The 12,072-nt window shown below is 72.3% G+C and carries 15 protein-coding genes; 6 read left to right on the forward strand and 9 right to left on the reverse strand.

Annotation, left to right across the window (positions count from 1 at the left end; translation table 11 throughout):
• Positions 1–240 precede the first annotated feature (240 nt).
• Positions 241–972, forward strand: coding sequence for a flavodoxin family protein (locus CNQ36_RS18215; protein ID WP_040906642.1), 732 nt, complete (start codon positions 241–243; stop codon positions 970–972).
• A gap of 109 nt (positions 973–1,081) precedes the next feature.
• On the opposite strand, the gene CNQ36_RS18220 is transcribed toward CNQ36_RS18215, so the two are convergent.
• Positions 1,082–1,252 carry a hypothetical protein gene (locus CNQ36_RS18220; protein WP_040906641.1) on the reverse strand — a complete coding sequence of 57 codons (171 nt, stop codon included), beginning with the start codon at positions 1,250–1,252 and terminating at the stop codon, positions 1,082–1,084.
• A gap of 146 nt (positions 1,253–1,398) precedes the next feature.
• Between CNQ36_RS18220 and CNQ36_RS18225 the strand changes: the two genes are divergently transcribed.
• Positions 1,399–1,572 (forward strand): CsbD family protein, encoded by a 174-nt coding sequence (locus tag CNQ36_RS18225; RefSeq protein ID WP_121546790.1) that lies wholly within the window; start codon positions 1,399–1,401, stop codon positions 1,570–1,572.
• 81 nt (positions 1,573–1,653) lie between these two features.
• Here the strand turns inward: CNQ36_RS18225 and CNQ36_RS18230 are convergent, their stop codons facing one another.
• The 3 genes from CNQ36_RS18230 to CNQ36_RS18240 all read right to left on the reverse strand — a co-directional run bounded on the left by CNQ36_RS18230 (position 1,654) and on the right by CNQ36_RS18240 (position 3,503).
• Positions 1,654–2,238 carry a TerD family protein gene (locus CNQ36_RS18230; protein WP_004928810.1) on the reverse strand — a complete coding sequence of 195 codons (585 nt, stop codon included), beginning with the start codon at positions 2,236–2,238 and terminating at the stop codon, positions 1,654–1,656.
• 330 nt (positions 2,239–2,568) lie between these two features.
• Complete coding sequence (locus CNQ36_RS18235) at positions 2,569–3,144, reverse strand: TerD family protein (protein ID WP_004928808.1); 576 nt, start codon at positions 3,142–3,144, stop codon at positions 2,569–2,571.
• Positions 3,145–3,236: 92 nt separating this feature from the next.
• Positions 3,237–3,503, reverse strand: a complete 267-nt coding sequence (locus tag CNQ36_RS18240; protein ID WP_004928804.1) for a GlsB/YeaQ/YmgE family stress response membrane protein — start codon at positions 3,501–3,503, stop codon at positions 3,237–3,239.
• A gap of 149 nt (positions 3,504–3,652) precedes the next feature.
• On the opposite strand from CNQ36_RS18240, the gene CNQ36_RS18245 reads away from it, so the two are divergent.
• Together CNQ36_RS18245 and CNQ36_RS18250 are read left to right on the forward strand one after the other, a co-directional pair.
• The gene (locus CNQ36_RS18245; RefSeq protein WP_121546791.1) at positions 3,653–4,456 is read left to right on the forward strand and encodes a MerR family transcriptional regulator; all 804 of its coding nucleotides are present in this window, start codon (positions 3,653–3,655) and stop codon (positions 4,454–4,456) included.
• Positions 4,453–5,658, forward strand: a complete 1,206-nt coding sequence (locus CNQ36_RS18250; protein WP_121546792.1) for a glycosyltransferase — start codon at positions 4,453–4,455, stop codon at positions 5,656–5,658. Before CNQ36_RS18245 ends, CNQ36_RS18250 begins: the two co-directional genes overlap by 4 nt.
• A 125-nt stretch (positions 5,659–5,783) precedes the next feature.
• Here the strand turns inward: CNQ36_RS18250 and CNQ36_RS18255 are convergent, their stop codons facing one another.
• The 4 genes from CNQ36_RS18255 to CNQ36_RS18270 all read right to left on the reverse strand — a co-directional run bounded on the left by CNQ36_RS18255 (position 5,784) and on the right by CNQ36_RS18270 (position 8,753).
• Complete coding sequence (locus CNQ36_RS18255; protein ID WP_121546793.1) at positions 5,784–6,014, reverse strand: hypothetical protein; 231 nt, start codon at positions 6,012–6,014, stop codon at positions 5,784–5,786.
• A 120-nt stretch (positions 6,015–6,134) separates the two neighbouring features.
• Complete coding sequence (locus CNQ36_RS18260) at positions 6,135–8,036, reverse strand: AfsR/SARP family transcriptional regulator (protein WP_121546794.1); 1,902 nt, start codon at positions 8,034–8,036, stop codon at positions 6,135–6,137.
• Complete coding sequence (locus CNQ36_RS18265) at positions 8,033–8,212, reverse strand: hypothetical protein (RefSeq protein WP_040906635.1); 180 nt, start codon at positions 8,210–8,212, stop codon at positions 8,033–8,035. The genes CNQ36_RS18260 and CNQ36_RS18265 overlap by 4 nt, the downstream gene beginning before the upstream one ends.
• A 244-nt stretch (positions 8,213–8,456) precedes the next feature.
• Positions 8,457–8,753 carry a hypothetical protein gene (locus tag CNQ36_RS18270; protein ID WP_228312998.1) on the reverse strand — a complete coding sequence of 99 codons (297 nt, stop codon included), beginning with the start codon at positions 8,751–8,753 and terminating at the stop codon, positions 8,457–8,459.
• Positions 8,754–8,914: 161 nt separating this feature from the next.
• On the opposite strand from CNQ36_RS18270, the gene CNQ36_RS18275 reads away from it, so the two are divergent.
• A complete protein-coding gene (locus tag CNQ36_RS18275; protein WP_121546796.1) occupies positions 8,915–9,901 on the forward strand; it encodes a helix-turn-helix transcriptional regulator in 987 nt (328 codons plus the stop codon).
• A gap of 72 nt (positions 9,902–9,973) precedes the next feature.
• Here the strand turns inward: CNQ36_RS18275 and CNQ36_RS18280 are convergent, their stop codons facing one another.
• Positions 9,974–10,957: a UDP-glucuronic acid decarboxylase family protein gene (locus CNQ36_RS18280; protein ID WP_121546797.1), complete on the reverse strand. Its 984-nt coding sequence runs from the start codon at positions 10,955–10,957 to the stop codon at positions 9,974–9,976.
• A 348-nt stretch (positions 10,958–11,305) separates the two neighbouring features.
• Here CNQ36_RS18280 and CNQ36_RS18285 point away from each other — a divergent pair, with 348 nt between their 5' ends.
• Complete coding sequence (locus tag CNQ36_RS18285) at positions 11,306–12,061, forward strand: HalD/BesD family halogenase (RefSeq protein ID WP_121546798.1); 756 nt, start codon at positions 11,306–11,308, stop codon at positions 12,059–12,061.
• Positions 12,062–12,072: the final 11 nt, after the last annotated feature.

Here is a 12,072-nt window from a genome sequence, read left to right on the forward strand (position 1 = left end):
GACATGCGGCGCCCGCCGTCTGGCCACGGGTCGTGGACCCACGGCTCACGTGACGTTCGGAATACCCCCCCCGGGCAAGTGGCCGGAGCCTAGCATTCTCTCTGCGCACGGCCCCCGGGGCGGGCAGGAGGCGGCGTCCGTGAGGGGCCTTTGGTGCTCCCGCCCGAACGGGCGCCGCCACGGCGTGCGCGAGCGCGTCGAACCGGGGCATAACGGAAACCCTGCGAGAGGCTGCCCTCCATGACCGCCTCATCCTCCGCGGGCCTCCCGCACCGCTACGACGACCTGACCGCCCTCTACGTCAACTGCACCCTCAAGCCGTCCCCGCAGCGCAGCAACACCCAGGGGCTGATCGACAGGAGCCGGGCCGTCATGGAGGGCGCCGGCGTGACCACGGAGCTGATCCGCGCGGTGGACCACGACATCGCGACCGGCGTCTACCCGGACATGACCGAGCACGGCTTCGCCACCGACGCCTGGCCCGGGCTGTACGAGAAGGTGATGGCCGCCGACATCCTGGTGCTCGCGGGCCCCATCTGGCTGGGCGACAACAGCTCCGTCACCAAGAAGGTCGTCGAGCGTCTCTACGCCTGCTCCTCGCTGCTCAACTCGCGAGGCCAGTACGCCTACTACGGCCGCGTCGGCGGCTGTCTGATCACCGGCAACGAGGACGGCGTGAAGCACTGCGCCATGAACCTGCTCTACAGCCTCCAGCACCTGGGCTACACCATCCCCCCGCAGGCGGACGCCGGATGGATCGGCGAGGCGGGCCCGGGCCCCTCCTATCTCGACCCCGGCTCGGGCGGCCCGGAGAACGACTTCACCAACCGCAACACGTCCTTCATGACCTGGAACCTGCTGCACCTGGCCCGGGCCCTGAAGGACCTCGGCGGCATCCCCGCCCACGGAAACCAGCGCACCGCCTGGGACGCCGGCTGCCGCAGCGACTACGAGAACCCCGAGCACAGGTAGGGGAACGGGGAGAAGCGAAACGCCCCGCCCGGGGGCGGGGCGGCACGCCGCGGGGCCCGGCCACCGTGGTGGACGGGCCCCGGGAGGCGTAACGCGGCGTCGTCAGGCGTCACCATCGGTACCAGCGGCCACGTCCGCCGCCGGCCGAGGTGGAACGCATCACGAAGCCGAGCAGCCAGAGCACCAGAACGGCGATGGCGACCCACCAAAGGATCTTCACCGCGAATCCGGCGCCGAAGAGAACCAGGGCGAGCAGCAGGACCAGCAACAGGGGAACCATAGTTATCAACCTCCTGAGCCACCGGTTGCCCCGCGTCGGCGCCCTCAATCGCGGATGAAGCCTTGTTTGTGAAGGAAAGGTGGGGGCACTTGGGCTGCACCGCGTCAGCGGCAAGGACGCCAGAACGCTACGAGGAGGCGTGTTCCATGAGTGCCGGTGAGAAGGCCAAGGCGAAGACCGAGCAGGCCCAGGGCAAGGCGGAGAAGGCCGTGGGGAACGCCGTGGGTAACGAGCGCATGGTCACCGAGGGGCAGGCGAAGAAGAGCACGGGGGACGCCCGCGAGGCCAAGGAGAAGGGCAAGGACGCCTTCAAGGGCTGACGCCGCCCGGGCGTACGGGAGAGGGGCTGCCCCGGCACCGGCCGGGACGGCCCCTTTCCTGCGCTCACGGGAACCCACGTACTACTTGCTGACGGCGAAGCGCATCAGGGCGTGCTCGTCGCCCTGCTTGATCTTCCCCGTCTCGTTGATGACCTCCAGCTTCCAGGTGTCGCCGACCCGCAGGGCCTTGGCCACGGCGCAGCCGTTGTCCTGGCTGAGCATGCTGGGCCATATGTCGGCGACCTGCTGGGTGCTTCCGCCGGTGGCGTCGTACACCTTGAAGCTGATGTTGCGGGCCTTCTGGAAGGAGCTGCCCTTCTTGTAGGCGGCGGCGACGAACACGATCGACGTGATGGGCGCGGGGAGGCGGGCGAACTCGACGGTCACCGTCTCGTCGTCCCCGTCACCGTGACCGGTCTGGTTGTCGCCGCTGTGGAGGAGCGAGCCGTTGCCCATCGGGTCGAGCGAGTCCAGGCCGGCGAGGCGTACCGGGTCCCCGCCCTGCATGGCGACGGCGATCAGGTCGAGGTCGGTGCCGGTCTTGCGGCGCAGCTTGCCGAGCACGCCGCCGCTGCTGCCGGCCGTGGGGTCCCAGGAGACGCCGATGGACAGGTGGGTCACTCCGTCGAGGTCGGCGGGGCCGTCTTCCTTCGTCAACGTGATCATGTTCGAGTCGTCCTCCGTCATGTGGCTACAGCGCAGAGTCTGCCCGGTGTGCCCGGCTTCCGGCAGGGCGGGTCTCCGGGAAGAGGGCGGAGCGGGGCGCGGCGGCCGGGGCCGGCATATCGGCCACCGCGGCCGGGAATGCGTCCTTGCTGGATGGTCGCGTCCGCAAGAGGCCTCTACAGGACTGTAGTTGGCGTCGTGCGGCCGGTGATGCGTCCGTTTCCGGGCGCGCCCGTGGTGGAAGGGAGCGGACCCGGGTGAGCGGGGCCGTCCCCGGGGCGCCGGTTCCGCTCCGGGGAGCGGGACCGGCGGCAGGACCGCGCGGGTTCGTCAGACGTTGACGCCGAAGTCGGCGGCGATGCCGGCCAGCCCGGAGGCGTAGCCCTGTCCGACGGCCCGGAACTTCCACTCGGCGCCGTGCCGGTAGAGCTCGCCGAAGACCATGGCGGTCTCGGTGGAGGCGTCCTCGGAGAGGTCGTAGCGGGCGATCTCCTGGTTGTTCGCCTGGTTGACGACCCGGATGAAGGCGTTGCGGACCTGGCCGAAGCTCTGGCCCCGGTTCTCCGCGTCGTGGATGGAGACCGGGAACACGATCCGCTCCACCTGGGCCGGGACCGCGGCGAGGTTCACCTTGACCGCCTCGTCGTCGCCCTCGCCCTCGCCGGTGAGGTTGTCGCCGGTGTGCTCGACGGAGCCGTCGGGGCTGGTGAGGTTGTTGTAGAAGACGAAGTGGCCGTCCGAGAGGACCTTGCCGGAGGCGTCGAGCAGCAGCGCCGAGGCGTCGAGGTCGTAGTCGGTACCGGTCGTGGTGCGCACGTCCCAGCCCAGACCGACCAGTACGGCGGTCAGGCCCGGTGCCTCCTTGCTCAACGAGACGTTGCCGCCCTTGGACAGGGAAACTCCCATTGCGTACTCCTTCTCGGCAGGTGGGGTGGTGAGGTCCGCGCGGGTGCGGGACACGGTTTGGCGAAGTCGTGGAAGACGTTCCGGGGGCCCTGTCAGTTCCGGGAGTTGCCGAACAGCAGGCGGTAGCCGATCAGCAGCACGAGGGCGCCGACGACGGCGGACCCCCATGTCGCCGCGTCGAAGAACTCCCGCTGCACCGGGCGGTCCAGGACCTCGGCCGACAGCCAGCCGCCCAGGAAGGCGCCGGCGACGCCGATCACCGTAGTACCGACACAACCGCCCGGATCCCGTCCGGGCAGGATCAGTTTGGCGATCGCTCCGGCGAGGAGTCCCAGAACCAGCCAGGCGATGATGCTCATCTCCGACGCTCCTTTCCACTGCGCTGTCCGTGAGGGGGGCGGACCCGGACAGCCTATCTTCTACATGACTGTAGAGGATGTGGTGAGCGGCGGCTTGACCCTCTCCTTACGTCAGGCCCGAGGCTGTGAGCCGACGAAAGGGCGGGTGGATGAGCTACTCCGTGGGACAGGTCTCGGCCTTCGCCGGGGTGACGGTGCGGACGCTGCACCACTACGACAAGGCGGGACTGCTCTCGCCCGGCGACCGCAGCCAGGCCGGCTACCGGCTCTACGACGACGCCGACCTGGTCCGTCTCCAGCAGATCCTCTTCTACCGCGAGCTCGGCTTCTCACTCGACGAGATCGCCGCGATCCTGAAGGACCCGCAGGCCAACGCCGTGGAGCAGCTGCGCGCCCGGCAGCGGCAGCTGAGCGAGGAGATCGCCAGACTGCAGCGGCTGGCCGAGGTGGCGGAACGCGCGATAGAGGTCCAGCAGACCGGGGTGCCCCTGACACCCCAGGAGCGCTTCGAGGTCTTCGGCGAGATCACCTTCGACCTGAGCTACGCCACCGAGGCGGAGCTGAAATGGGCGCGGTCGGACGGACAGCGCGAGGCGATGACGCGCGCGGCCGCCCACACCAAGGACGACTGGCGGCGGCTCATGGGGGAGGCGGCCGCCTGGCGCGCGGAGCTGCTCGCCGCCTTCGACGAGGGCGAGCGTCACGACGGCGAGCGGGCCATGGACCTCGCCGAGGAGCACCGCCTGCACGTCTCGCGCTGGTTCACCTCCTGCCCGCCCGACATGCACCGGCGCATCGCGGACGACTTCGTCGCCGACCCGCGCGCCTTCGCCCTGGTCGTACCGCCGTCGCAGCAGCGCCCGGGCCTGGCCGCCTACCTGTGCAGGGCGGTCCACGCCAACGCGGCCCGCCACGCGGCCGGCCGGGCCGACTCCGAGGAGGGGAACCGATGAGGATCCTGATCGCCGCGGCCGGATCGCGCGGCGACGTCGCGCCCTACACCGGCCTGGGCGCGGCACTGCGGCACGCCGGACACCATGTGGCCGTCGCCACCACGGAGCCCTTCGCGCCCCTCGTGCGCGACGCCGGGCTGGACTTCCGCGGCCTCCCCGCCGACCCACGGGGACACGGCGGCGCGACGGACAGGCGGGAACTGATGCGCACCGCCGCCGCGTTCATCACCGAACTGGGCCAGGGGTTCGCCGACGCGGCGGCCGACGCCCCCGATCTGCTCCTGCTGTCCACCACCACGGCCCCGCTGGGCTGGCACGTCGCCGAGGCCACCGGCACACCGAGCATCGGCGTGTACCTCCAGCCCACCGCCCCCACCGGCGACTTCCCGCCCGTCGTCACCGGCTCACGCTCGCTGGGCCGTCCCGCCAACCGGCTGGCCGGACGCTTCGCCCTGCGCATGACCGACCGGGTCTACGAGCAGGCGGTGGCGAAGCTGCGCCGGCGCCTCCAACTGCCGCCGGAGTCCGCCGCCGCGACGCGCAGACAGCGGGAACGGGCGAACTGGCCGGTCCTGCACGGCTTCAGCACGGCCCTGGTGCCCCGCCCCGCCGACTGGCGCCCCGGCCTGGAGGTGGTGGGCAACTGGTGGCCCCACCACGATCCGTCCGGCCGGCTGCCCGCCGGCCTGGAGGACTTCCTCACCGCCGGACCCCGGCCCGTCCTCATCGGCTTCGGGAGCATGGCGGCCGGCGACGGGGAGCGGCTGAGCGAGATCGCCGTGCGAGCACTGCGCCGCGCCGGGCTGCGCGGCATCCTCCAGTCCGGCAGTGCCGGGCTCGCCGCCGACGGCGACGACGTGCTCACCGTCGGGGACGTCCCGCACGCCCTGCTGTTCCCCCGGCTGGCCGCCGTGGTCCACCACGCGGGGGCCGGCACGTCGGCCGCCGCGCTGCGCGCCGGGGTGCCCGCCGTCCCCGTGCCGGTCGGCGCCGACCAGCCCTTCTGGGCGGGACGGCTCGCCGCCCTCGGCGCCGCCACCGACCCGGTCCCCTTCCGGTCCCTGACCGCCGAACGGCTCGCCGACGCGCTCGACCGCGTCGTGAGGCGGCAGGGCCACACCCTCGCCGCGGCGCGGGCCGCGCAGCACATGGCGACCGAGGACGGTGCGGCCCGGACCCTCGAGACCGTCGCGGGCGGCTGAGGGGACCCACGGGCCGCCGGCCCCCGTGGGTGTGCCGTGCCGGCCTGGGGTCCTTCGTTCGGATCGGGCCGGATCAGGGCGCGGTGCCGGGGCACGCGAGCCCGGCGTGATCCAGACGAGAGGCCCTAGTTCCGGCGTCCCCGGTTGCGGGGATGGTTGCGGGCCGTGCGCTCGTTGCCGAACTTGTACGAGCCGGTCCAGCGCGCCATCACCTCCTGCGCGTCGCCGGCCTCCACTTCCTCGGTGAAGCGGACGGCGCGCGGGCCGCGCAGCGTGGTGGCCGTGCGGCCCCGGTGGGTGATGACGACGGTGCCGTCGGCACGCGTCTCGTAGCTGAATCCGAAAGGTGCGGGCATGGCCGGTTCCACCTCGTGTCTGTGGTGTCGTACGGGTGCGGTGTCGGTGCGCGGACTCCAGTGCCTCTCGTTCGGATCACGCCGGGCTCGCGGGGTCCGGCCCGAGCCGAACGAGAGACCCTAGCCGGTGTGGCGGACCGCGCCTGCCCGGACGGCCGGTGCCGGCGCGTGGGGCACCGGGAGGGGGAGCGGGACCGTTCCCTCCTCCTCGGCGAGGCGGGCGCGGGCGAAGAGGCGCACCAGCGGATGCAGCCGGTACCCGTACCCGCCGCGCCACCGGACCACCTCGCACCAGTGGGCCTCGGCGAGTCCCGCGAGCAGTTCCTCCGCCCGGTCGGGATCGGTTCCGAGCGCCCCCGCGGCGGCGTGCGGCAGCAGCGGGTGCGGGCCGAGCGCCGAATGGAACCGCAGCGCGCGCCGGCTCCGCGGGTCGAGCCCGCGGTACGCCGTCCACAGCCGGTCGGTCAACGACAGGTCGGCCAGGGTGAGTTCGGCGAGGGTGCGGTCGGGTTCGGCCAGCCGGTCCGCGAGCCTGGCCAGCGGCCAGTGCGGCCGGGCCGCGGCCCGGCCCCCGGCGACGCGCAGGGCGAGCGGAAGCCCGGCGCAGGCCCGGACGACGCCGGCCGCGGCGCCCGGCTCGGCCGAGACGCGGGAGCGTCCCGCCAGCTTCTCGAAGAGGGCGCGCGCGTCCGCCGCGGACATCGGCCCGAGCGGGGTGCGCCCCGGCCCGTCCAGTGCGTGCAGGCCCGCACGGCTGGTGACCAGGGCCGCGCTGCCGCCGGTCGCGGGCAGCAGCGGACGGACCTGCCGCTCCCCGGCCGCGTCGTCGAGGACGAGCAGCAGGCGCCGGCCGGCGATCCGGGTCCGGTAGGCGCGGACCCGTTCGTCGAGCGTGCCGGGTGTCCGTCCTTCCGGGACGCCGAGCAGGCGCAGCAGTGTGCCGAGCGCGTCCGCCGGGTGCAGCGGGTCGGGTCCCGAGCCGCGCAGATCGAGATGGATCTGCCCGTCCGGGTAGTGGTCCGCGACGCGGTGCGCGGTCACCAGGGCGAGTGCCGTCTTGCCGACGCCGGGCATGCCGGTCACGGTGTGGACGGCGGGGCCCGGAAGCTCCCCGGTGAGTGCCTCGGTCAGCCGTGCCACCTGCTGCTCGCGCCCGGTGAAGTCGGCCGGCGCGGGCGGCAGTTCGGCGGGTGGCGGCGGCCCGGACCGGCCCGTGGTCGCGCCGGTGGCCGGCGTGGCCGTGGTGCGCGGCAGCAGCGACGGGTGCCCGGTGAGCAGGGCCTGGTGCAGCCGCTGGAGTTCCGCGCAGGGTTCCAGGCCCAGCTCCTCGGCGAGCGTGGCGCGCGCGGCCCGGTAGGCGGCGAGCGCGTCGGCCTGCCGCCCGGAGCGGTACAGGGCGGTCATCAGCTGGCCGCGCAGCCCCTCGCGCAGCGGGTGGGCCGCGATCAGCGCCATGAGCTCGGGAATGACCTCGGAGTGCCGCCCGAGTTCCAGGTCGGCGCTCAGGCGCTGCTCCAGCGTGGTGAGCCGTTCCTCCTCGAGTCGGTCGCGTTCCAGGTCGGCGAGCGGGTCGCAAACCCCGCCGAGGGCCGTGCCGCGCCAGACGCCGAGCGCCTGGCGCAGCACCCGGGCGGCGGTGCCGGGAGTGCCGCCGGTGAGCGCCGCGGCGCCGCGCGCCGCGTACTGGCGGAACGTCAGGAGGTCGATCCCGACGCCCTGGTCCGGCAGCCGGAGCAGATAACCGGGGCGCCGGCGCTCCACCGTGACGGCGGGGCCGAGCAGCCGGCGTACCCGGGAGGCGTAGGTGTGGATCTGGGCCGAGCAGGTGACGGGTGGCGACTCGCCCCACAGCAGTGCGGTGAGTTCGGTGTCCGGTACGACCCGGCTCCGGGCGAGCAGCAGGGCCGCCAGTACGGTGCGGGGCTTGGCCCCGCCCAGGTCGACCGGTTTCCCGCCGCGGTGGGCCTCGATCGGCCCCAGCAGGTTCAGGGTCAGGCTGTCCTCCGCGGCCACGGCGCTCACGGGCCCCAGATGTTGACCGGCTTGGGCTTGGCGGACGCGCCGTGCGGAGCGCCGACCACGGACACGTGCCGGTCGGACGCCGGCCCCCCGGTGGCGCCCGCGACGGTGAGGGCCGCGGCGAACACGGCGGTGACGGCGACGGTGGACGCGGTGAGCAAGCGGAACGAGAGTTTCATCGGTACCCCCTGTGGACAAAACGGTCGTCTGGCTCCGGCCGGTCGTGCAGGCGTGTGCGCCGGTGGCCGGATCCGTCCGGGGCGGTCCGTGTGAGCGGTGCCCGTTTCGGTGGCACCACTGTGATCGTCGCCGGCGGCCGGGGACAGGGGTTACGCGTGTCAGGGAGCTGCAATGGCAGGACCCTGACAGGACGGACTCCCGGGGGTGGGCGGACGCGCCGGGAACCGCGGCGGGCCGTGTTTCTCAGCGCTCGCCCTGCCCCCCGAGCAGCTCGACGAAGAGGGGCAGCGGCACGGAGGAGTGCCTGCTGAACCGGGGTCCGTCCGCCGCGCAGCGGTCGAGGACCGTGTCACAGCAGCGCTCCGCCTCGGCCAGGGTGGGCCGTTCCACGAAGAGCACCGCTTCCACGGACCGGCCGCACGGCTGCGCGTAGATGTGCTCCACGCCGTCCCCCGGGCGGACGGCCGCCCACAGCAGGGCGCGGGTTTCCGGGAGCGAGGGCGAGAGGCCGCCGTCGACGACGGCAAGCCGGACGTTCACCAGATACACAACGTTCGCCCCACAAAGATTTTCCTGGTGTCACTGAAAACAGCACAGATTTCCGGCCATCGCATAGAGTGTGGCTCCACAGCGGCACTCTGGCCTGAAAAGACCGGAGCCGTCGGCGGTCGCCCGGGCCGCCACCCTTGGGGGAGGGAAGCATGCTTGGGGAACTGGGCCTCGGTCCTGACGAGGAGGCCGTGTACCGGACCATGCTCGCGGAGGGGGCGGGCGGCGTGGCCGGTCTCTGCGAGGCGCTGGGCTGGAGCGAGGAGCGCACCTGTGCGGCGCTCGACCGGCTGGCCGCCCTCTCGCTGGTGCGGCCGTCGCCGGACGGCGGTCCCGGCCGGGCCGTCGACCCGGAGGTCGGCCTGACCTCGCTGCTCATCGACCAAGAGGCCGAAGTCCTGGAGCGCCAGCGGCAGATCAGGGCGAGCCGCCTCGCGGTGACCCGGATGGTCGCCGACATCCGCGCCTCCAGCGGCGGGGCCGCCGAGGTGCACAAGCTCCGGAGCATGGACCAGATCCAGTCGAGGATCGAGCACCTCGCCGACACCTGCACCACCGAGATCGCGGCGTTCGTCCCCGGCGGCGGGCAGAGCGAACGGCACCTGGAGGCCGCCCGGCCGCTGGACCGGGCCGTCACCGGCCGGGGCGTGCGGCTGCGGTACGTCTTCCTGGACAGTGCCCGCAACTGCCAGGGCACCCGGGCGTACGCGGAATGGCTCACCGAACGCGGCGGCCAGGTGCGCACCGCGCCCCGGCTGCCGTCGCGGATGCTGGTGTACGACCGTGTCACGGCGATCCTGCCGATGGATCCGGCCGCCGCCGACCAGGGCGCCCTGGTGCTGCACGGCACCGGTGCGGTCACCGCCCTGATGACCCTCTTCGACCAGACCTGGCAGCAGTCGTGCCCGCTGGGCGAGACCGTCCCGACGCGGACCGGCGACGACCGGCCGTCGCCGCCGGAGCAGGCCGTGCTCGGACTGCTCGGGGAGGGGATGACGGACGACGCGATGGCCCGCCAGCTGGGCGTGTCGGTGCGCACCGTCCGGCGCATCACCGCCGACCTGATGACCCGTCTGGGCGCGCGCAGCCGGTTCGAGGCGGGTGTGCTCGCGCACAGCAAGGGCTGGGTGGAGCGCTGACCTACCCTCCGGCATGTCCGGTCACCGTCCCGTCCTCCTCGTGCGGTCGCGCGCCCATGGTGTCAGCAGGTCCTACTTTTCCTCTGCACCGGCCATCTGCAGGGTCTCCCGGTCGGCCGCGTCCCGCCCGCGGAACCAGTCGATTGTCCGGATCAGACCGCGCTCGGTGCTGAACTCCGGTGCCCAGCCCAGCTCTTCACGTGCTCGCGTGGTGTCGGGCCGCCGGACGGAGGGGTCGTCGACCGGCCGGGGCACATGGACGATGCCGGAGGGGGAGGCCGTCAGCTCGCGGATCCACTCGGCGAGCCTCAGGACCGTGACCTCCTCCTGGTCGCCGAGGTTGACCGGCCCCGCGAGCCGCGCCTTGGTCATCCGCACCAGCCCGTCGACCAGGTCGGACACGTAGCAGAGCGAGCGGGTCTGCGAGCCGTCGCCGGCCACGGTGATCGGCTGGTGGGCGAGCGCCTGCCGGATGAAGGTGGGAACGGCGCGGCCGTCGTGGGCGCGCATCCGGGGGCCGTAGGTGTTGAAGATCCGCACGATGCCGGTGTCGACGCCGAAGCTCCTGCGGTACGCCATGGTGATGGCCTCGGCGTACCGTTTCGCCTCGTCGTACACCGAGCGCGGGCCGACCGGGTTGACGTTGCCCCAGTAGCTCTCCGGCTGGGGGTGCACCAGGGGGTCGCCGTACGTCTCCGAGGTGGAGGCGAGCACGAATCTGGCGCCCTTGGCACGGGCGAGGTCCAGCAGGTGCCGGGTGCCCTCGGATCCCACCCGCAGGGTCTCCAGGGGGAGCGCGAGGTAGTCGACCGGCGAGGCGGGCGACGCCAGGTTGAGGACGGCGTCGACGCCCCCCGCGACCGGCGGCGCCCCCTCGCAGACGTCGGCCTCGATCAGCCGGAACCGGCTCTCACCGGCGAGATGGGCCACGTTCCCGGCGCTCCCGGTGACGAAGTTGTCGACGCAGACGACCCGCCAGCCGTCCGTGAGCAGCCGCTCGCACAGATGCGAGCCGACGAAGCCGGCACCTCCGGCCACCACCGCAGTCCTGGTCATTCCCGTCCCTCCCTGGATCCCTGCGGAATTTCCGTGTGCAGGGGATGCCCGTGATATCTGCGGGGGAATTCGGTGAAGGCCCCCGGGCGTCCCGGTATTTGACCGCACAGGGAATTCTGGCGCAACGCTGCGTTCTTCACGGACGGCGGCGGCATGAGTTCCTCATGTCGGGTGTGAAGAACTCATGTCGGGTTCCGGGTGATGTCCTCATGCGAAATCGGTGACGCAGGCACTACCGGACGCGCCGGCCCGCGCCGCAGAATCGGTGCACCGAAAGCGGCAAAAGAATCCGGGTCACCGGTCCGACGTATGGGGATCCGGCCGCACGCCACATGAGGAGCAGCCCGCATGACGCAGAACGCGATCACCGCAGCGAACGTCGAAGAGCTCATCGCCAAGAACATCACGGAGCGGTTCGACAACGACCACGAGGTCCTGAAGCTCTCCCAGCACTTCCGCCGCGAGGGCTACGTCAAGCTGCCCGGCCTGGTCTCCGAGGAGGTCTTCGAGGCGGTCGCCGCCGAGACCCACCAGCTGATCGACACGCACCAGAAGCGCATCGACATCCGTCTCAAGGAGACCGGCGACTCGCCGCGCTTCATGTCCACCGTCGGCCAGAAGGCGATCGCCACCGACGGCTCGCTGATCCCGGCCGTCTACGCGTCGCCGGCGCTCAAGGGCTTCCTCTCCCGCCTCGCCAAGGAGGAGGTCATGGAGTGCCCTTGGGACGAGGAGAAGTACATCATCACCCGCCAGCACCAGAAGGGCGACACCCACGGCTGGCACTGGGGCGACTTCAGCTTCACGGTCATCTGGCTGATCGAGGCGCCCTCCCTGGAGTACGGCGGCATGCTCCAGTGCATCCCGCACACCGACTGGAACAAGGACGACCCGCGCGTCGAGGAGTACCTGCAGCAGCACCCGATCCGCTCGTACGGCCACGCCCGGGGCGAGCTGTACTTCCTGCGCTCGGACACCACCCTGCACCGCACGGTCCCGCTGAACGCCGACAAGACCCGCATCATCCTCAACACCTGCTGGGCGAGCCGCACGGACAGCCAGAAGGCGACCACCCACGAGACGATGAACGCGATGTTCGACTGATTCGGGAAGGA

This window comes from Streptomyces fungicidicus (assembly GCF_003665435.1).
Lineage (GTDB): Bacteria > Actinomycetota > Actinomycetes > Streptomycetales > Streptomycetaceae > Streptomyces > Streptomyces fungicidicus.

Excerpts from the sequence above, each read along its gene's own strand:
- CNQ36_RS18215 (WP_040906642.1), top strand. The coding sequence starts at position 241 with ATGACCGCCTCATCCTCCGCGGGCCTCCCGCACCGCTACGACGACCTG.
- CNQ36_RS18220 (WP_040906641.1), bottom strand. The coding sequence starts at position 1,252 with ATGGTTCCCCTGTTGCTGGTCCTGCTGCTCGCCCTGGTTCTCTTCGGC.
- CNQ36_RS18225 (WP_121546790.1), top strand. The coding sequence starts at position 1,399 with ATGAGTGCCGGTGAGAAGGCCAAGGCGAAGACCGAGCAGGCCCAGGGC.
- CNQ36_RS18230 (WP_004928810.1), bottom strand. The coding sequence starts at position 2,238 with ATGATCACGTTGACGAAGGAAGACGGCCCCGCCGACCTCGACGGAGTG.
- CNQ36_RS18235 (WP_004928808.1), bottom strand. The coding sequence starts at position 3,144 with ATGGGAGTTTCCCTGTCCAAGGGCGGCAACGTCTCGTTGAGCAAGGAG.
- CNQ36_RS18240 (WP_004928804.1), bottom strand. The coding sequence starts at position 3,503 with ATGAGCATCATCGCCTGGCTGGTTCTGGGACTCCTCGCCGGAGCGATC.
- CNQ36_RS18245 (WP_121546791.1), top strand. The coding sequence starts at position 3,653 with ATGAGCTACTCCGTGGGACAGGTCTCGGCCTTCGCCGGGGTGACGGTG.
- CNQ36_RS18250 (WP_121546792.1), top strand. The coding sequence starts at position 4,453 with ATGAGGATCCTGATCGCCGCGGCCGGATCGCGCGGCGACGTCGCGCCC.
- CNQ36_RS18255 (WP_121546793.1), bottom strand. The coding sequence starts at position 6,014 with ATGCCCGCACCTTTCGGATTCAGCTACGAGACGCGTGCCGACGGCACC.
- CNQ36_RS18265 (WP_040906635.1), bottom strand. The coding sequence starts at position 8,212 with ATGAAACTCTCGTTCCGCTTGCTCACCGCGTCCACCGTCGCCGTCACC.
- CNQ36_RS18275 (WP_121546796.1), top strand. The coding sequence starts at position 8,915 with ATGCTTGGGGAACTGGGCCTCGGTCCTGACGAGGAGGCCGTGTACCGG.
- CNQ36_RS18280 (WP_121546797.1), bottom strand. The coding sequence starts at position 10,957 with ATGACCAGGACTGCGGTGGTGGCCGGAGGTGCCGGCTTCGTCGGCTCG.
- CNQ36_RS18285 (WP_121546798.1), top strand. The coding sequence starts at position 11,306 with ATGACGCAGAACGCGATCACCGCAGCGAACGTCGAAGAGCTCATCGCC.